This window comes from Trichococcus sp. TS_SC_9 (assembly GCF_056156325.1).
Map to the genome: position 1 here is coordinate 1,669,023 of NZ_CM149591.1, position 16,198 is coordinate 1,685,220.

General features: G+C 44.2%; 23 protein-coding genes and 1 pseudogene. 23 read left to right on the forward strand and 1 reads right to left on the reverse strand.

The genetic code is table 11. From position 1 onward, the window contains the following. The first annotated feature begins 39 nt into the window (after positions 1-39). The 12 genes from AC0J5I_RS08095 (at position 40) to AC0J5I_RS08150 (ending at position 7,517) form a co-directional block, all read left to right on the forward strand. Positions 40-684, forward strand: coding sequence for an adenylate kinase (locus AC0J5I_RS08095; RefSeq protein WP_086987668.1), 645 nt, complete (start codon positions 40-42; stop codon positions 682-684). Positions 685-819: 135 nt separating this feature from the next. Next, positions 820-1,038 (forward strand): translation initiation factor IF-1, encoded by a 219-nt coding sequence (gene infA, locus AC0J5I_RS08100; RefSeq protein ID WP_068558953.1) that lies wholly within the window; start codon positions 820-822, stop codon positions 1,036-1,038. Between the two features lie 33 nt (positions 1,039-1,071). After that, positions 1,072-1,185, forward strand: a complete 114-nt coding sequence (gene rpmJ, locus AC0J5I_RS08105) for a 50S ribosomal protein L36 (protein ID WP_062470716.1) — start codon at positions 1,072-1,074, stop codon at positions 1,183-1,185. Between the two features lie 20 nt (positions 1,186-1,205). Beyond that, a complete protein-coding gene (gene rpsM, locus AC0J5I_RS08110) occupies positions 1,206-1,571 on the forward strand; it encodes a 30S ribosomal protein S13 (RefSeq protein ID WP_086626920.1) in 366 nt (121 codons plus the stop codon). A 27-nt stretch (positions 1,572-1,598) separates the two neighbouring features. Beyond that, positions 1,599-1,985 (forward strand): 30S ribosomal protein S11, encoded by a 387-nt coding sequence (rpsK, locus tag AC0J5I_RS08115; protein ID WP_068623076.1) that lies wholly within the window; start codon positions 1,599-1,601, stop codon positions 1,983-1,985. Positions 1,986-2,066: 81 nt separating this feature from the next. Next, a complete protein-coding gene (locus AC0J5I_RS08120; RefSeq protein ID WP_068558946.1) occupies positions 2,067-3,011 on the forward strand; it encodes a DNA-directed RNA polymerase subunit alpha in 945 nt (314 codons plus the stop codon). A gap of 26 nt (positions 3,012-3,037) precedes the next feature. Further along, positions 3,038-3,418 carry a 50S ribosomal protein L17 gene (gene rplQ / locus AC0J5I_RS08125; protein WP_086626921.1) on the forward strand — a complete coding sequence of 127 codons (381 nt, stop codon included), beginning with the start codon at positions 3,038-3,040 and terminating at the stop codon, positions 3,416-3,418. Positions 3,419-3,814: 396 nt separating this feature from the next. After that, complete coding sequence (locus AC0J5I_RS08130) at positions 3,815-4,654, forward strand: energy-coupling factor ABC transporter ATP-binding protein (protein WP_107994924.1); 840 nt, start codon at positions 3,815-3,817, stop codon at positions 4,652-4,654. Beyond that, a complete protein-coding gene (locus tag AC0J5I_RS08135) occupies positions 4,630-5,541 on the forward strand; it encodes an energy-coupling factor ABC transporter ATP-binding protein (RefSeq protein ID WP_475299369.1) in 912 nt (303 codons plus the stop codon). The genes AC0J5I_RS08130 and AC0J5I_RS08135 overlap by 25 nt, the downstream gene beginning before the upstream one ends. Continuing rightward, entirely contained in the window at positions 5,531-6,328 is a 798-nt protein-coding gene (locus AC0J5I_RS08140) for an energy-coupling factor transporter transmembrane component T family protein (protein ID WP_107994926.1), read from the forward strand. The genes AC0J5I_RS08135 and AC0J5I_RS08140 overlap by 11 nt, the downstream gene beginning before the upstream one ends. A 137-nt stretch (positions 6,329-6,465) precedes the next feature. Beyond that, positions 6,466-7,239 carry a tRNA pseudouridine(38-40) synthase TruA gene (truA, locus tag AC0J5I_RS08145; RefSeq protein ID WP_107994927.1) on the forward strand — a complete coding sequence of 258 codons (774 nt, stop codon included), beginning with the start codon at positions 6,466-6,468 and terminating at the stop codon, positions 7,237-7,239. Positions 7,240-7,250: 11 nt separating this feature from the next. Further along, the gene (locus AC0J5I_RS08150; protein WP_107994928.1) at positions 7,251-7,517 is read left to right on the forward strand and encodes a chorismate mutase; all 267 of its coding nucleotides are present in this window, start codon (positions 7,251-7,253) and stop codon (positions 7,515-7,517) included. Between the two features lie 315 nt (positions 7,518-7,832). Here AC0J5I_RS08150 and AC0J5I_RS08155 read toward each other — a convergent pair whose 3' ends face one another. Next, a complete protein-coding gene (locus tag AC0J5I_RS08155; protein ID WP_475299370.1) occupies positions 7,833-8,948 on the reverse strand; it encodes a PLP-dependent transferase in 1,116 nt (371 codons plus the stop codon). 242 nt (positions 8,949-9,190) lie between these two features. Here AC0J5I_RS08155 and AC0J5I_RS08160 point away from each other — a divergent pair, with 242 nt between their 5' ends. The 11 genes and pseudogenes from AC0J5I_RS08160 (at position 9,191) to AC0J5I_RS08210 (ending at position 16,138) form a co-directional block, all read left to right on the forward strand. Then, a complete protein-coding gene (locus AC0J5I_RS08160) occupies positions 9,191-9,544 on the forward strand; it encodes a hypothetical protein (protein ID WP_107994930.1) in 354 nt (117 codons plus the stop codon). 197 nt (positions 9,545-9,741) lie between these two features. Then, positions 9,742-10,185, forward strand: a complete 444-nt coding sequence (gene rplM / locus AC0J5I_RS08165) for a 50S ribosomal protein L13 (protein WP_086627527.1) — start codon at positions 9,742-9,744, stop codon at positions 10,183-10,185. A 13-nt stretch (positions 10,186-10,198) separates the two neighbouring features. Beyond that, on the forward strand, positions 10,199-10,591 hold the full coding sequence (gene rpsI, locus AC0J5I_RS08170; RefSeq protein ID WP_086626929.1) for a 30S ribosomal protein S9: 393 nt from the start codon (positions 10,199-10,201) through the stop codon (positions 10,589-10,591). 573 nt (positions 10,592-11,164) lie between these two features. Next, a complete protein-coding gene (locus AC0J5I_RS08175) occupies positions 11,165-11,521 on the forward strand; it encodes a Lin0368 family putative glycerol transporter subunit (RefSeq protein ID WP_107994931.1) in 357 nt (118 codons plus the stop codon). Next, positions 11,514-11,852, forward strand: coding sequence for a Lin0368 family putative glycerol transporter subunit (locus tag AC0J5I_RS08180; protein WP_234402544.1), 339 nt, complete (start codon positions 11,514-11,516; stop codon positions 11,850-11,852). The genes AC0J5I_RS08175 and AC0J5I_RS08180 overlap by 8 nt, the downstream gene beginning before the upstream one ends. A gap of 358 nt (positions 11,853-12,210) precedes the next feature. Beyond that, a complete protein-coding gene (locus tag AC0J5I_RS08185; protein WP_107994932.1) occupies positions 12,211-12,624 on the forward strand; it encodes a MarR family winged helix-turn-helix transcriptional regulator in 414 nt (137 codons plus the stop codon). Positions 12,625-12,643: 19 nt separating this feature from the next. Further along, a pseudogene (locus tag AC0J5I_RS08190) lies at positions 12,644-13,282 on the forward strand (nitroreductase family protein). 8 nt (positions 13,283-13,290) lie between these two features. Then, complete coding sequence (locus AC0J5I_RS08195) at positions 13,291-13,578, forward strand: putative quinol monooxygenase (RefSeq protein ID WP_107994934.1); 288 nt, start codon at positions 13,291-13,293, stop codon at positions 13,576-13,578. A gap of 301 nt (positions 13,579-13,879) precedes the next feature. Continuing rightward, entirely contained in the window at positions 13,880-14,773 is an 894-nt protein-coding gene (locus AC0J5I_RS08200; protein WP_475299372.1) for an SDR family oxidoreductase, read from the forward strand. 206 nt (positions 14,774-14,979) lie between these two features. After that, positions 14,980-15,318 (forward strand): PadR family transcriptional regulator, encoded by a 339-nt coding sequence (locus AC0J5I_RS08205; protein ID WP_475299373.1) that lies wholly within the window; start codon positions 14,980-14,982, stop codon positions 15,316-15,318. After that, positions 15,305-16,138: a DUF1129 domain-containing protein gene (locus AC0J5I_RS08210; RefSeq protein ID WP_475299374.1), complete on the forward strand. Its 834-nt coding sequence runs from the start codon at positions 15,305-15,307 to the stop codon at positions 16,136-16,138. The genes AC0J5I_RS08205 and AC0J5I_RS08210 overlap by 14 nt, the downstream gene beginning before the upstream one ends. Positions 16,139-16,198: the final 60 nt, after the last annotated feature.

Here is a 16,198-nt window from a genome sequence, read left to right on the forward strand (position 1 = left end):
TCGTCACATATTCTTACATATTTAGGAGGCAGTAAAATGATGAACCTAATTATTATGGGTCTTCCCGGTGCTGGAAAAGGAACACAGGCTGAAAAGATCATCGCGAAATACAACATTCCGCATATCTCTACAGGAGACATGTTCCGAGCTGCCATGAAAAATGAGACAGCGTTGGGCCTGGAAGCAAAATCATATATGGATAAAGGCGAACTTGTTCCAGATGAAGTTACAAACGGGATCGTTAAAGAGAGATTAGCAGAATCTGATACTGAAAAAGGCTTTTTATTGGATGGTTTTCCAAGAACCCTCGTACAAGCAAAAGCACTTGAAGCTATCATGAATGAACTCGACAAAAAAATCGATGCTGTTATTAACATTGATGTGAACCCTGAAGTTTTGATGCAACGTCTAACGGGTAGAATCATTTGCCGCTCTTGCGGAGCGACTTACCACAAAGAAAACAATCCTCCTAAAACAGAAGGAACATGCGATCGCTGTGGCGGACACGAATTCTATCAACGTGAAGATGACAAGCCTGAAACTGTAGAAAATCGCATTCAGATTAATCTAGAACAGTCTAAACCAATCATTGCATTTTACAGCGAAAAAGGATTGGTACATAATGTGGATGGCGAAATCGGCATCGACAACTTGTTTACTGAAATCCAAAAGATTATAGAATAGTTGCAAATGTCATTTGAAATTAATCGAAAATTTCTTTTCAATCGATACTTGCTATGATATAATCTAGCAGTTAGAGTAAAAATTGCCAAGACATAAGATTAATCAGCTCAACAGAATGTTAGGAGGTTAGCAGGCGTGGCGAAAGACGATGTAATTGAGATCGAAGGAGTTGTCGTTGAAACTTTGCCCAATGCAATGTTTAAAGTCGAACTTGAAAATGGTCACATAGTATTAGCTCACGTATCTGGTAAAATTAGAATGCATTACATCCGCATTTTGCCAGGCGATAAAGTTACGGTAGAATTATCACCGTACGATCTTACTCGTGGACGCATTACTTACCGCTTTAAATAATTGCACTCCATCACTAAATAGGAGGGAATTTAAATGAAAGTTAGAGCATCAGTAAAACCCATTTGCGAAAAATGCAAAGTCATTCGTCGCAATGGTCGTGTTATGGTGATTTGCGAAAATCCCAAACACAAACAACGCCAAGGATAATAACAAGGAGGTGCCTATAAATGGCTCGTATCGCAGGAGTAGATGTTCCGCGTGACAAACGTGTAGTTATTTCATTAACTTATATTTTTGGTATCGGATTGAACACAGCTCAAAAAGTTTTAGCAGCAGCTGAGGTTTCAGAAGATACTCGCGTTCGTGATTTAACGAATGATGAATTAGACCGTATCCGTATTGAAGTGGATAAATTAAAGGTTGAAGGCGATCTTCGTCGTGAAGTTAACCTAAATATTAAACGATTGATTGAAATTGGTTCTTACAGAGGAATGCGTCACCGTCGTGGTTTGCCTGTTCGCGGACAAAACACTAAGAACAACGCACGCACTCGTAAAGGCCCATCTAAAGCAGTCACTGGTAAGAAAAAATAATAATTAAGTGAAGGAGGTCAAAACTTCATGGCTAAAAAAGTAGCTCGCAAACGCCGCGTAAAAAAGAATGTTGAAGCTGGTGTAGCACATATCCGCTCAACTTTTAATAATACTATTGTTATGATTACAGATGTTCATGGAAATGCTATTTCATGGTCATCAGCAGGTTCATTAGGATTCAGAGGTTCTCGTAAATCTACTCCTTATGCTGCACAAATGGCTGCAGAAGCAGCAGCTAAAGTTTCTATGGAACATGGCATGAAAACAGTTGAAGTAGCTGTTAAAGGTCCTGGTTCTGGACGTGAAGCTGCCATTCGTTCATTGCAAGCAGCAGGTTTGGAAGTTACCGCAATCCGCGACGTAACGCCTATTCCTCATAATGGATGCCGTCCACCAAAACGTCGTCGTGTTTAATTGAGAATTGTACTTGTATGTAACGAAACGCAATGGACTCACTAACATGAACTTCACGTTTTGAAAGGGGTAAATTGATAAATGATCGAAATTGAAAAACCAAGAATTGAAACGATTGAGATCAGCGAAGATGCCAAATTTGGCAAATTCGTTGTAGAACCACTAGAACGCGGTTATGGAACAACACTTGGGAACTCATTACGTCGAATTCTATTATCTTCACTTCCTGGTACAGCTGTAACAACTATCCAAATCGATGGTGTTCTGCACGAATTTTCAACGATTGATGGTGTTGTCGAGGATGTTACCCAAATCATTCTGAACATCAAAAAATTAGCTTTGAAATTGTATACGGACGAAGACAAAACAATCGAGATTGACGTAAAAGGTCCAGCAGTAGTAACTGCAGCGGATATTACCCATGACAGCGATGTGGAAATCTTAAACCCTGATTTATATATATGTACAGTTTCAGAGGGAGCACATTTTCATGTTCGCTTGGATGTAAAAAATGGCCGTGGTTATGTTCGTTCCGAATATAACAAAACGGAAGATATGCCGATCGGTGTTTTGCCAGTCGACTCCATCTATACTCCAATCAGCAAAGTGAATTATCAGGTTGAAAACACTCGTATCGGACAAAAGAATATTTATGATAAATTAACGTTGGATGTCTGGACAGATGGTTCCATCAGCCCGGAAGAAGCAGTCAGCTTGGCTGCCAAAATTTTAACGGAACATTTGAATATTTTTGTTAATCTGACCGATGAAGCCCGTAAGGCTGAGATAATGGTTGAAAAAGAAGAAACACATAAAGAGAAAATGCTGGAAATGACTATCGAAGAATTGGATTTATCCGTACGTTCTTATAACTGTTTGAAACGCGCAGGCATCAACACAGTCCAAGAATTGACAGACAAATCTGAAGCAGAGATGATCAAAGTACGTAATCTGGGACGCAAATCACTTGAAGAAGTGAAAAACAAGCTGAATGACCTTAATCTAGGCTTGCGTCAAGACGACTAGTACTGTACAAAGGAGGAAAACCTAGGATGGCTTACCGTAAATTAGGACGCACAAGCGCTCAAAGAAAAGCAATGCTTCGCGATTTGACTACTGACTTACTTATCAACGAACGCATCGTTACAACTGAAGCTCGTGCTAAAGAAATTCGTTCAACTACTGAAAAGATGATTACTTTAGGCAAACGTGGAGATTTATCTGCTCGTCGTTTAGCTGCAGCATACGTTCGTAACGAAGTTGCAGATGTACGTGAGGAAGATGACAAAATCGTTGTTCAATCAGCTTTACAAAAATTGTTCAGTGATATCGCACCTCGCTATGCAGAACGTCAAGGCGGATACACACGTATCTTGAAGACAGAACCTCGTCGTGGCGATGCTGCACCAATGGTTATCATTGAATTAGTATAATTCAATCGCATAAAGATGAAACGTTCACTTTTAGATGAAATAGAGTGTTATGATGATGGGCTTGCTTCTGGCTTCCCTAGTCTAGCTCAAGGTTCTTCCGAAGATCGCATGATCTTCGGAAGGGCATTTTTTCATCAAAAAAAGTGCTTTTTTTATCAAAAGAAACTAGAAAATGCAAATATATTTTCTAGTTTCTTTTGATATATAAAATAAAAGCGTTTTATTTCCGCGCTGTGTCAAGACAGTGGATGAAAAATATGGAGGAGTAGTTTATACTTACAAAGTAGACATTCCTTTTCCGTATTTTTCATCTTTTTTTTATACCCGCTTGGCTGTGGGGGGGATGAACGGTCACGGGCAGTAAGATTCAACTATAGAGAAAGTAGGACTGCAATCATGAATGAAATTATCGAGTTGCGCAATGTGACTTTTTCCTATTCAGAGGAAGATGCAAGACCGGCATTGAACAACGTTTCCTTAACGATCCGGCAGGGTGAATGGATCGCCATCATCGGGCCCAATGGTTCAGGCAAGTCGACCTTGGCCAAAACGATCAACGGCTTGATAGAAGCGAACTCCGGAGAAGTGATCATTGAAGGGATTCCTTTGAATGCAGAAACGGTTTGGGACGTCCGCAAAAAAATCGGGATGGTTTTCCAGAATCCGGACAATCAGTTCGTCGGTTCGACCGTTCAGGACGATGTTGCGTTCGGTTTGGAGAATGTCGGCATTCCCCGCGAAGAAATGGTGAAGCGCGTTGCTGATGCAGTAGCGGCTGTGAACATGGCCGACTTCATGGACAAGGAGCCGGCACGACTTTCGGGCGGCCAGAAACAACGGGTGGCGATCGCTGGGATCGTGGCTTTGTCCCCTGACATCATCATCCTAGATGAGGCGACGACCATGTTGGATCCGGAAGGCCGTCACGAAGTCATCGAGACCATCCAAGAAATCAAGGAAAAAGAAAATTTGACGGTGATTTCGATCACCCATGACATCGACGAGGCCGCGAAGGCGAACCGCATCTTTGTGATGGAAGCCGGGCAATTGAAACGGATCGGCACACCGGAAGAGATATTCAGCTTGGGCAAGGAAATCATCGATATCGGTTTGGATATCCCATTCCCAGAGAAGCTGAAATACCAATTGAAGAGACAGGGACTGGAAGTTCCTGAAGAATATTTGACTGAGGAAGGGATGGTGAGTTGGTTATGGACATTACTTTCGAAAAAGTAGGCTATTCCTACTCTGCCGGAACGCCTTTCGAAAACCGGGCCCTCTATGATGTGAACCTGAACATACCGGACGGCAGCTATACAGCGTTGATCGGACATACCGGCAGCGGGAAATCGACGGTCACGCAGCATCTGAATGCTTTATTGAAACCAACAGAAGGCAGCGTAACGATCGGTGACCGCATCATAACGAACAAATCCAACAACAAAAACCTGAAGGGCCTGCGCAAAAAAGTCGGGATCGTGTTCCAGTTTCCGGAGTCGCAGCTATTCGAGGAGACGATCGCGAAGGATATCGCCTTCGGTCCGATGAACTTCGGCGTCAGCGAAGCGGACGCAATGGCGATCGTGAGGCGCGTCTTGCCTTTGGTCGGCTTGGATGAGTCCTTCATGGAACGCTCGCCCTTCGACCTTTCAGGGGGGCAAATGAGACGCGTAGCGATTGCCGGAGTTTTGGCGATGGAACCGGAAGTGCTGGTCCTGGATGAACCGACGGCCGGATTGGATCCTGCGGGCAGACGGGAAATCATGAATATGTTCAATCAACTGCATATCGACAACGGACTGACCATCGTATTGGTTACGCATCAGATGAATGATGTCGCAACCTATGCGGATCATGTGGTCATCCTTGAGAAGGGGACAGTTGTCCGGATGGGCCCGCCTGCAGAAATTTTCAAGGATGCCGCTTGGCTCCAGGAGAAACAATTGGGCTTGCCTTCCGCACTGGCTTTCCTCGATACGTTGAGCAAAAAGACAGGCATCGATTTCGGAAGCGAAAGGCCGCTGCGCACGGAACAACTGGCGGCTGTGCTGATCGCCAAAATCAAAGAGAACCAAGGAACCAAAAATGTCGCTAAGGAAGAGGGTGGCATAGATGTTGGATAAATTACTTTTCGGGCGCTACATCCAAGGCAACTCGCTGGTCCATAGACTGGATCCGCGCGCGAAGCTGATCGGTGCTTTCTATTTCATCATCGTCATCTTCCTGGCCAACAACTGGCAGACTTATTTGATCATGACGTTGTTCACTTTCCTGTGCGTCATCCTTTCCGACATCAAACTGTCGGTCTTCTTGAACGGTGTGAAGCCGCTGATTTGGTTGATCATGTTCACGGTATTGCTGCAGATCCTCTTCACACGGGGCGGGGAAACATATTTTGAACTGGGACCGATCAGCGTCACTTCGTTCGGGGTGATCAACGGCGCCTTCATCTTCATGCGCTTCGTCCTGATCATCTTCATTTCGACGCTGCTGACGCTCACGACGATGCCGTTGTCGTTGACCGATGCAATCGAAAAACTGTTGGGGCCGCTGAAACGCTTCAAGGTTCCTGTCCACGAAATCGCACTGATGCTTTCCATTGCGTTGCGTTTCGTGCCGACGTTGATGGATGAAGCTTCAAAAATCATGAATGCGCAACGGGCTCGCGGCGTCGAGTTCGGTGAAGGCAATATCGTGAAGCAGATGAAGGCAGTCACACCGATCTTGGTGCCGCTGTTCGTCAGCTCGTTCAATCGTGCCGATGAATTGGCGAACGCCATGGAAGCGCGTGGGTATCAGGGCGGTGAAGGCCGAACGAAATACCGCGTCCTCGATTGGCAGAGGCTGGATACGCTGAGTATGCTGGCGTTTGTCGTGCTGACAGGGCTGTTGCTGTTCTTCCGATCTTGAGCGCATACAGAGGCAATCTGCCGTTATAGAACGAGTCTGGGGACCGGGTAGTACTTCCGGTCCCTTTTAAAATAGAAAAAAACATAACCATACATATCGGAAAGATAAGAAAGACAAGAAAGGGGCATACGCCACCAATGAGTGCACAACGATTCAAATGCATCGTGCAATATGACGGAACGGGTTATGTGGGTTATCAGGTCCAACCCAACGGCAACAGTGTCCAAACGGAAATCGAAAAGGCTTTGAAGAAAATGTCGAATGGGCAGATCATTCCGATCCATGCATCCGGCCGGACCGATTCGGGTGTCCATGCACTCGGGCAAGTCATCCACTTCGATTACCCGGCTGCGATCAAGCCGGATCATCTGCTGCGGGCGTTGAACAGCTTGCTGCCTGATGACATTTTGGTTACATCCGTGGAGTTCGCTCCAGAGGAATTCCATTCGCGTTACCATGCGATGGGTAAAAAATACATTTACCGGGTCGATCTCGATCGCTTCCCGAACCCCTTCAAACGACTCTATACAACGCACCATCCTTACCGCTTCAATATGGCGAATCTGGAGCAGGCCATCAAAAAACTGGAAGGCGAGCATGACTTCACCAGCTTCTGTTCGACAAAAACCGACAAGACCGATCTGGTCCGGACCGTTTATGAAGCGAGTGTCAGGAAGGACGAGGAAAACAATGAACTGGTCTTCACCTTCAGGGGCAATGGTTTCCTCTACAATATGATCCGCATTTTCGTGGGGACGCTGCTGCAGATTGCTGACGGTCTGAAAAAGGTCGAGGAAATCGACCGCCTTTTGGAAGTGAAGGACAGGCGCCAAGCCGGACCGACAGCCCCATCGCAAGGGTTGTATCTCGTGGAAGTGTATTATGACGAAGAAAAATTAAGGAACGGATAGGGGGAAGAGGCATGTTTAAAAAGGAAAGAGCGGAAATCGATGCCATCGACCAGGAGTTGGTGAAGCTATTCGAACGCCGGATGGATGCAGTTACGGAGATTGCGCGGATCAAGAAAGAGAACGAGCTGCCGATCCTGGACCAATCAAGGGAAGACAAGGTGTTGGATAAAGTGCGCGGGCTGACCGATAACAAAGCCTACGAAGACAGCGTGGAAGACCTCTTCCGTTGCCTGATGACGATCACGAAAGCATTCGAAACCAAACAGAACGAAGAATAAATCAAGAATGCTGAAAAAGCGGCTGTGGAAAAGACGAGATCTTTTCCACAGCTGCTTTTTTGCGTGCTTGAGCAATGGCGAGCGGCGCCAGCTCCGGTGAAGCAGCCGTCGCCGGAGGACAGCTCCTGCAATCTCCGTCAGCTCCGGCGAAGCACCCCCCACAGGAGCTGACGCTCCCGCAAAAAGTCTGAACTCCGGCGAGGCCTCCGTTCACCGGAGGAAACCACCGGACAGCGCTGAAAAACAAAAACCCCCGCAAGCGCCACAAGCCCTTCGGAGGTTTTCAACATACTATATCTTTTGCGGTCTACCTTATCAGACTTTGGCAACAACCGCAGCCTTCGCGAAGGCCTGACGCAGATCGGCGATCAGATCATCCGCATCCTCGATTCCTGTCGAGATGCGCAGCAGATCGTCCGTCAAACCGTATGATTCGCGGATTTCAACCGGAATATCGGCATGTGTCTGGGTAGTGGGGTAAGTGATCAGACTCTCCACGCCGCCCAAGCTTTCAGCGAAAGTGAAGATATTCAGGGCATCCAACACGGCAGGGATACAGGCTTTATCATGCAGCGTGAAGCTCAGCATGCCGCCTTTACCCGGGTAATAGACCGATTTGATAAGATTTTCCGTTTCCAGATAAGCAACGACTGCCTGTGCATTCGTCTGGTGCTGTTTCATGCGCAGCGGCAACGTCTTCAGTCCGCGGACCAAGAGCCAACAGTCGAAGGCGTCCAAAGTGCCGCCTGCCGTATTCAGTTGGAAAGCCAGCTGTTCGCCGAGCGCCTTGTCGTTCGTCACGACCGCACCCGCCAACAGATCGTTATGGCCACCAAGGTATTTGGTGGCGCTGTGGACGACGATATCGGCGCCCAGATCCAAAGGACGCTGCAACAGAGGTGTGTAGAAGGTATTGTCCACAATCACCAGTAAACCGTGTTTTTTTGCGATCTCAGCCACCGCCGAGATATCTGTTTCCTTCATGAGCGGATTCGTCGGCGTTTCGATGTAGACAGCGGCGGTATTATCCTGGATGGCCGATGCGATATCGATCGGATCATCGACATAAGTGAAGGAATAGAAGCCTTTTTTCTCCATATCCTGGAAATAACGGAAGCTGCCGCCGTAAAGGTCCCTGGATGCGACGAAATGGCTGTTGACCGGGAAAATGCTGAAGGCGAGCTGGATGGCACTCATACCTGAGCTGGTAGCGAAGCCTTGGACGCCATTTTCAAGAACAGCCAAACCTTCCTGAAGGATATCCCTAGTCGGATTGGCGGTGCGAGTGTAGTCATAGCCGGTCGATTGGCCCAAGCCAGGATGTCCATAAGCTGTGGACAAATAAATCGGGGCACTGACGGCGCCTGTTTTCGGATCTTTTCTGTTTCCCAATTGCGCAAGATAACTTTGAATGCTGATATTGTCCATCATCGATTCTCCTTTATGCGAAATGACATACATAAGTGCATTATCATCTTTTTATCATTTAAAATTAATGTTAGTGCAATGGTAGCACGAGTGCTTAAAGTGGTCAATATTTTTATGTATTTAAAGTCAGTGAAGTTGCGAGAAATAACCGATCACGCTTGAACGGTTATTTCTCTGGAATGATGTTAAAATTCCGAAACTCGCGTATAATGGAAATATAAGAATGAATGAAGGAGAGTGGAATAATGGTAACGTTCATCAAAGAACTCAAACGCATCCCACGCGGCGATGTGCCGGATTTTGTGGCTGCTGCAATGCCTCAGTTTTATGAAGCGATCGGTCTGCCGAATGATGTGGTCCTTTCCGTGCAAGCCAGCATGGCGCATTACTCGACCCCGAAAAAGAACGTGGCAGTTGAAGAATATGAAGCTTTTGAACTAACAATCACGAAAAAAGGGGAGTTCGTCTCGGTGGAAGACATCGTGAAGGACAACAGCATCATCGAAGCATTCAAGCCGCACAAGACATCCGGCAAAGGTGCCTATCCATTTGTACCAGCCGAGGTCATCGAGCAATTATATTTATATTTGAAAAAATAAATAAAAGGTTCCACAAACGCTGTTTCTGCGGGCGGGTGGGGCCTTTTTTGCGCTGCAAAGGATAAAATATTTCTTGTGAACCGATTGACAACTCTCTAGGAATGTCGTATCATATAAGACGGTATTGTTTGCCCCACGATGAGCCCCGGAAACTCAATTGGATCAAACAGACAGAGAAGAATATGGAGGAAACAAACGTGCGTACAACATACATGGCTAAAGCAAACGAAATCGACCGCAAATGGTTCGTAATCGACGCGACTGACATCCCATTGGGACGTTTATCAACACAAGTTGCAACTATTTTACGCGGTAAAAACAAACCAACTTTCACACCACACGTAGACACTGGTGATTATGTGATTGTTATCAATGCAGACAAAGTTACATTAACAGGTAAAAAAGCATCTGACAAAATTTATTCCCGTCATTCAGGTTATCCAGGTGGGCTAAAACAAATTTCAGCTGGTGAATTACGTGCTAAGAATTCAAGAAAATTAGTTGAATTGTCTGTTAAAGGCATGCTACCTAAGAACTCTTTAGGTGCTAAACAATTCACTAAGTTACACGTATACGGTGAAGCAGTTCACCCACACGAAGCTCAATTACCAGAAGTTTTAGATATCACTAACCTAATTTAAGGAGGGAATTTCATTGGCACAAGCACAATATATCGCAACTGGTCGTCGTAAGAATTCGACTGCACGCGTACGTTTATTACCTGGCACAGGTAAAATCATCTTCAACAAAAAAGACATGGAAGAATACATCCCATTCGCTTACTTATATGAAGTAATCAAACAACCTTTAAACCTTACAGGTACTTTAGGTAGCTACGATATCTTCGTTAACGTAAACGGCGGCGGATTCACTGGACAAGCTGGAGCAGCTCGTCACGGTATCTCTCGTGCATTATTAGAAGTAGATCCTGACTTCCGCGGACCATTGAAAGCAGCTGGTCTGTTAACACGTGACCCACGTATGGTTGAACGTAAGAAACCAGGTTTGAAAAAAGCGCGTAAAGCATCACAATTCTCAAAACGTTAATATTTATTGTATCAACGTTTTCAAAAAAGTTTTTTGCTTCAATTTGGTTCAAAAGACCGATTTGACAAATCAATTAACAGCCCTAAAGCATCGGCATTTTGCTGATGCTTTTTTTATGGCATCAATTCAATAGAATGAAAGTATGGAGTGTTCCATCAAAAAAGGCGGTGTAAACAGTGAATCCAAAAGAAAAAATGTTAGAAATAATCAAGAATAAACAAGGCGGCGGAAGGTCCAAACAAATCGACACGCCGAAAAATGATATTAAGAACATGCGCAAAGGCCCGAAGATTTATAATAAGTAAGCCGATTTGCTATACTGTGAAGATCCCATTCAAAAGAGCGGGGTCTTTTTTTTATTGAAATGAAGGGCTGTCCTAAATTCAAGGGGGAAAATGGACAGTTGTCAGCGTCAATCGTTAACTCAATAGCGGAATATCTCCGTTCTTAGAACACTGTTTACAATAATTATTAACTTTCGTGAGCAAATTGTAAACGGTGTTATTAAATTAACAATTTGACGGATTAACAAGAGGACTCATGTTATATTTGTTGCATTAGGGGGTGTTATCTTTGAACTATATCAGAACATTGTTAGCCTATTGTTTAGCTGGTTTTTTGGTCCCTTACTTGTGGAGTTATGTTTCCATTTTGGGAATTTATGCTGGTTTTGCAGCGGCAATATTAATAATTGGACCCGTTTGGTATATTGTTCACTACAATGGTCTGATCCATCAAGACAGTGAGGCAGCGACAGTCGATATGGGAGCTAGCATCGCGATTGCAGTTTTTACCAGTGATGTTTTATCTAAAGGGGTTATTAATAGCTTTTCATCATTACCAACAATTATTCTTTTATCAATTGGCGCAGTGTTTGCAGCATTAGTTTCACACTACTTTGAAAGAAGGAAGGGGAATCCCGATGTATAGAGAAATGTTAACAATTCTAGGAGGATTTATCTTGCCTTTCGCTATCATACAAGTATGGGGAAGGTTGGTAAACCGCTGGAAAGTAGCTGGAGGTTTTTTGTCGGCTTTTCTAATTGTTGGTCCAATATGGTTAATGAACCATGGAATGACTTTTTCTCTGATACACCAAACTGGAGGAGCTTTTGTTGATATGGGATTAGCAACTGGCGTAGGTATATTTGTGTATGGATTGTTAGGAGGAAAAAGTTTTCAAAAATCACTATACTTATTATCGGCTGCACTCCGTGGTGGGCTAATTGCAGGTATTTTACTCTATTTAGTCAGTAAGTAACGATCCTTATATGAGTTTTATGACTTCCAAAAAATATTTTATGGGCGGTGCACTTGCTGCGCATCAATTTGAAAATAGTTGATTGTAAACCAAAGAATAAGAAAAATAAGGTCTCAAGAAAGCTTGCAAAGCTTCCCGATTCTCAAACCGCAAATAGCGCGCATATTACAAATTGGGTGATCCTATTCGGAAGAGTGGGATCTTTTTTTATAGGTTCAAAAAAAAGCAGCATGTCCGATTGCTTTCCAGGCAAATAGCTTTACAAAAGTTAGTTGCTGGTTTATGATTGACTAATCAACAGTTGACTAGTCAATTGTTCGGTCGTTCAGGAAAATCCGCATAATCGAGGTGAAATTTTATGAACTTGAGAGATGTAAGCAGGTTGCTTTATCAGATCAAACTCACAAATCAGGAAATCAACACGCTGTTCGAAAAAGAAACAGGCTTCAGTTTGACGCGGTATGAGATGCTGATGTTCCTGAAAGAAAAAGGGACATGTTCCCAAAATCAGATCCAGACTGAAATGAAGATAGACAGTGCCGCAATCACGCGCCATCTGAAAATATTGGAACAAAAGGGCTACGTCATCCGTAATAGGAACGCAGACAACAACAGAGAGATCTTTGTCCAATTATCCGAGCAGGCGATCCAAGATTTGGCAGCTTGCGGAAAAGAACATGATGAGGGGAAATCTTCCTTGTCGCTGTCATTAAGCGATGAGGAAGCAGAGCAATTATCCAAGTTGCTGAACAAACTATACTTGAAAAGATAAAAAGAAAGAGGCTGCAAACATGACAAACAAACTTATCAACAACGATTTTTCGGATATCGCATTCGGAAGAAAATCGATCCGTCTTTATGATGAAAATTTTAAAATCAGTCAAGAAGAAATGCTGGAAATGATCCAGAAAGCCACGACGACGCCTTCATCCGTAAACATGCAACCTTGGCGTTTTGTGGTAGTCGAGAGCGAGGAAGCAAAAGCCAATCTGAAACCGCTGATCCGTTTCAACACAAGACAAAATGACACTTCATCAGCGATGGTCCTGATATTTGGGGATATGCAATGCTACGAGCATGGGTAAGAAATCTACGATGCAGCTGTCGAACAAGGCAAAATGTCCGCCGAAGTCCGGGACCAACAATTAGCCGCCATCATTCCTTACTACAAGAACTTTTCAAAAGAACAGATGAATGATGTTGTCAAAATCGATTCCAGTTTGGCAGCGATGCAATTCATGCTGGTTGCCCGTGCCCATGGCTATGACACGAACCCTATCGGAGGATTTGAGGCGGATCAATTAGCAGAGGCAGTCGATTTGGACAAAGAAAGATACGTGCCGGTAATGATCCTGTCCATCGGCAAGGCAATGGAAGAAGGCTACGAATCCGTACGGTTTGCGCCAGAAAAAATAACTAATTTTAAGTAGGTGGAGAAATGATAGTAATCAATGCAGAATTTTATATTAAACCCGAGCAAAAACAAAAATTCTTAAATGAAATTGCAGAACTAATTAAGGAATCTAGGAAAGAAGAAGGCTGCGTGTCTTATCAACTTTACCAAGCTGTTACAGATGAAAATAGTTTTGTAATGGTTGAAAAATGGGAAAACCGACAAGCGATTGAGTTACATAATAAAATGTCTCACTTACAAAATTTCGCTGAGAAAGTTCCTAATTATAGCCGTAACGCGCCTCAAATTACGGTTAGTCTTGTAAAAGACTAATTGAAATCTTCTCAATACCCAAATTCCAAAAGATGCTTGATAAAATTGCGTTCCTTTAAAATATATATACTCAGCTTTGGCCCAAAAGACCTCATTTCCTGAAAGAGTGAGGTCTTTTTGATATATAGATATCCATCTCTTAAAGAACTCATAAAACGCGGATGAAGAGAAGGTTGCGAGGCTACATTTTTCTATTCTATTCAAGTCTAAACGAATCTGTTCAGATTTTCTAAGGCTTATCATTTCAAAATTGTAAGTAAGTGTATTAGACTATTCTTACAAAGACAAAGGAGTGAATTAGATGGTTGAACCTATTTTGAAGGATCCAAGAGAGTTGTATCACACTGGGAAATTTGCAGATCAGGATCAAGACACACCTGCTTTGCAAGATAAGATGCTTCCGAAACCCGATTGCGGGGAGGAAAGCTACTTAGGCAATCACTTGCTGGAGAATCGCCGTGTATTGATCACTGGTGGGGATTCCGGAATCGGACGGGCTGCAGCGATAGCTTATGCCAGAGAAGGCGCCGATGTAGCGATCCAATTTTTCCCTGGCGAAGAACGCGATGCGGAAGAAGTTGCCAAATATATAAAGAAGGCCGGGAGGAAGGCTGTATTGCTTCCATATGATCTTAGGGATGAAAGTAAATACCAAGAAATAATCGATAAAACAGTCGAAGCATTAGGCGGTTTGGACACACTTGTATTGAATGCCGCACAGCAGATTGCGCGGGAGTCCATTTCGGAGTTGCCGTTGGAACAAGTCAAAGATACCTTCACGGTCAACATCATTTCGATGTTTGGTTTGGTGAAAGCTGCTGAGCCGCATCTGCCGGCGGGAGGCGCGATCATCACGACAACATCGATTCAGGCATACGATCCAAGTGCCCATTTGATGGATTATGCCGCAACCAAATCCGCAATCGCCAGTTTCACGATCAGTTTGGCGAAACAGTTCGCCAAAAAAGGCATCCGCGTGAACGGGGTGGCGCCGGGGCCAATCTGGACGCCGTTGCAATTGGATCATGGGCAACCGAGAGGTGCTTTGCCGGAATTCGGACAGAAAACCTTGTTGGGAAGAGCAGGGCAGCCAATCGAACTGGCGCATGTCTACGTTTTCTTGGCATCCAACAACGCCAGCTATGTTACCGCCCAAATCTATGGCGTTACCGGCGGCGACGTCATCGATTTGTGATTTCTGAATCATCGATCGGAAATTGTTGAAGACACTGTACAGAAAAAATAATTTCAAAACAAGAAGAAGGAAGGACGAGAGCATCCATGTGTTCTTGTCCTTTTTTACGCATTGCAGCTAGTTTGTTTTACAAACTAGCTGCAATGCTGTATAATAAAAACAAGTCATCTAGTATGCAATACAAACTAGAGGGGAGAGGCTGTGGAATGAAGGAAACGCAACTGTTGAAAGGCGTGTTGGATGGATGTGTGCTGGCAATCATTTCCGAACAAGAAATATACGGGTATGAGCTGGTGCAACGATTGAAGGATGCCGGCTTTACAACGATTGTAGGGGGAACTATATATCCGCTTTTGCAAAAGCTTGAAAAACAAAAACTGATCAAAGGCACAATGAAAAAATCTGCGGAGGGGCCGGATCGCAAATACTTTACCATCACATCGGATGGCAAAGAGTACTTGGACAGTTTCCAGTCACAATGGCAAAATCTGGTGACAAAAGTGAGTATTCTGATGGAGGGGATTGGTGAAAATGAAAGAGAATAGGGCAAAATATTACCGTGAACAGATGCATCGGCTGGAGGAGCAATTGTTGTCGGAGAATCGGCAGTATTTTGATGACCTTCGTTCTTACATGCTATTTTCAAGTCTGCTTTATGACGAAGGGGACATCAATGAGCAGATCTACGTACTGGCCAATGATTTATTGGCTGCACAAGCGGATGGAATCACTGCCGTCGAATTTTTCGGAAACGAGCCGAAACAAATGGCGGATGAACTCATCAGTAATATGCCAAAAAGTACTTGGAAAGAAAGAGGCCAACTGGTCCTCCTAGTTTTCGGCATTCTTTGGGGAATCAAGTTGATCAGCAACTTCGGAAGAACCGGAACGGTAATCATCAATCCGCTGAGCTATCTGTTTGATGTCTTGTTGGCGGGTATCGCAGTGACTCTGATGTTTCTGATAGCGCAAAAAAGTGTCTATGCTGGTAACGCTTGGATCAGCAAAAACAGTTCCCAGATTATTCTGATGATTACCGTGTTCATCATCTTTATGATGGGAAGCGTATCGGGGAGTTTTCTTATTCCGGATTTGTGGCCGATCGTCATACCTTATCCATTTGATCTGGCAGCCATCTTGTTGCTCTGTATTTTTGCCGGAGGATTGATTCTGTTCCGTAAAATGACTGAGTTTTATCCAGTGCTTTTCGTTCTCTTTACTTTTGCGCTCATCGGCGGTATCCAGCGGTATGCTGTAGCCCATCATCAAGAAAGCACGCCGCTAGTTGTAGCTTTGCCGATTGTGGTCGTCTTGGGCGCATTCATCCTGTACTTGTTTTGGAACCGAAGTGCCCTTAAAAAATAAGCTTATTCTTCTACAGTAGGTCAATTAGGAATTTTTTTTCCAATCGAATTTTAGAAATGA

Bases quoted from the DNA above. Each gene is read 5' to 3' on its own strand.
- AC0J5I_RS08095 (WP_086987668.1), top strand. From the start codon at position 40: ATGAACCTAATTATTATGGGTCTTCCCGGTGCTGGAAAAGGAACACAG.
- rpmJ (WP_062470716.1), top strand. From the start codon at position 1,072: ATGAAAGTTAGAGCATCAGTAAAACCCATTTGCGAAAAATGCAAAGTC.
- rpsM (WP_086626920.1), top strand. From the start codon at position 1,206: ATGGCTCGTATCGCAGGAGTAGATGTTCCGCGTGACAAACGTGTAGTT.
- rpsK (WP_068623076.1), top strand. From the start codon at position 1,599: ATGGCTAAAAAAGTAGCTCGCAAACGCCGCGTAAAAAAGAATGTTGAA.
- AC0J5I_RS08120 (WP_068558946.1), top strand. From the start codon at position 2,067: ATGATCGAAATTGAAAAACCAAGAATTGAAACGATTGAGATCAGCGAA.
- rplQ (WP_086626921.1), top strand. From the start codon at position 3,038: ATGGCTTACCGTAAATTAGGACGCACAAGCGCTCAAAGAAAAGCAATG.
- AC0J5I_RS08130 (WP_107994924.1), top strand. From the start codon at position 3,815: ATGAATGAAATTATCGAGTTGCGCAATGTGACTTTTTCCTATTCAGAG.
- AC0J5I_RS08135 (WP_475299369.1), top strand. From the start codon at position 4,630: ATGGACATTACTTTCGAAAAAGTAGGCTATTCCTACTCTGCCGGAACG.
- AC0J5I_RS08140 (WP_107994926.1), top strand. From the start codon at position 5,531: ATGTTGGATAAATTACTTTTCGGGCGCTACATCCAAGGCAACTCGCTG.
- truA (WP_107994927.1), top strand. From the start codon at position 6,466: ATGAGTGCACAACGATTCAAATGCATCGTGCAATATGACGGAACGGGT.
- AC0J5I_RS08150 (WP_107994928.1), top strand. From the start codon at position 7,251: ATGTTTAAAAAGGAAAGAGCGGAAATCGATGCCATCGACCAGGAGTTG.
- AC0J5I_RS08155 (WP_475299370.1), bottom strand. From the start codon at position 8,948: ATGATGGACAATATCAGCATTCAAAGTTATCTTGCGCAATTGGGAAAC.
- AC0J5I_RS08160 (WP_107994930.1), top strand. From the start codon at position 9,191: ATGGTAACGTTCATCAAAGAACTCAAACGCATCCCACGCGGCGATGTG.
- AC0J5I_RS08180 (WP_234402544.1), top strand. From the start codon at position 11,514: ATGTATAGAGAAATGTTAACAATTCTAGGAGGATTTATCTTGCCTTTC.
- AC0J5I_RS08185 (WP_107994932.1), top strand. From the start codon at position 12,211: ATGAACTTGAGAGATGTAAGCAGGTTGCTTTATCAGATCAAACTCACA.
- AC0J5I_RS08195 (WP_107994934.1), top strand. From the start codon at position 13,291: ATGATAGTAATCAATGCAGAATTTTATATTAAACCCGAGCAAAAACAA.
- AC0J5I_RS08200 (WP_475299372.1), top strand. From the start codon at position 13,880: ATGGTTGAACCTATTTTGAAGGATCCAAGAGAGTTGTATCACACTGGG.
- AC0J5I_RS08205 (WP_475299373.1), top strand. From the start codon at position 14,980: ATGAAGGAAACGCAACTGTTGAAAGGCGTGTTGGATGGATGTGTGCTG.
- AC0J5I_RS08210 (WP_475299374.1), top strand. From the start codon at position 15,305: ATGAAAGAGAATAGGGCAAAATATTACCGTGAACAGATGCATCGGCTG.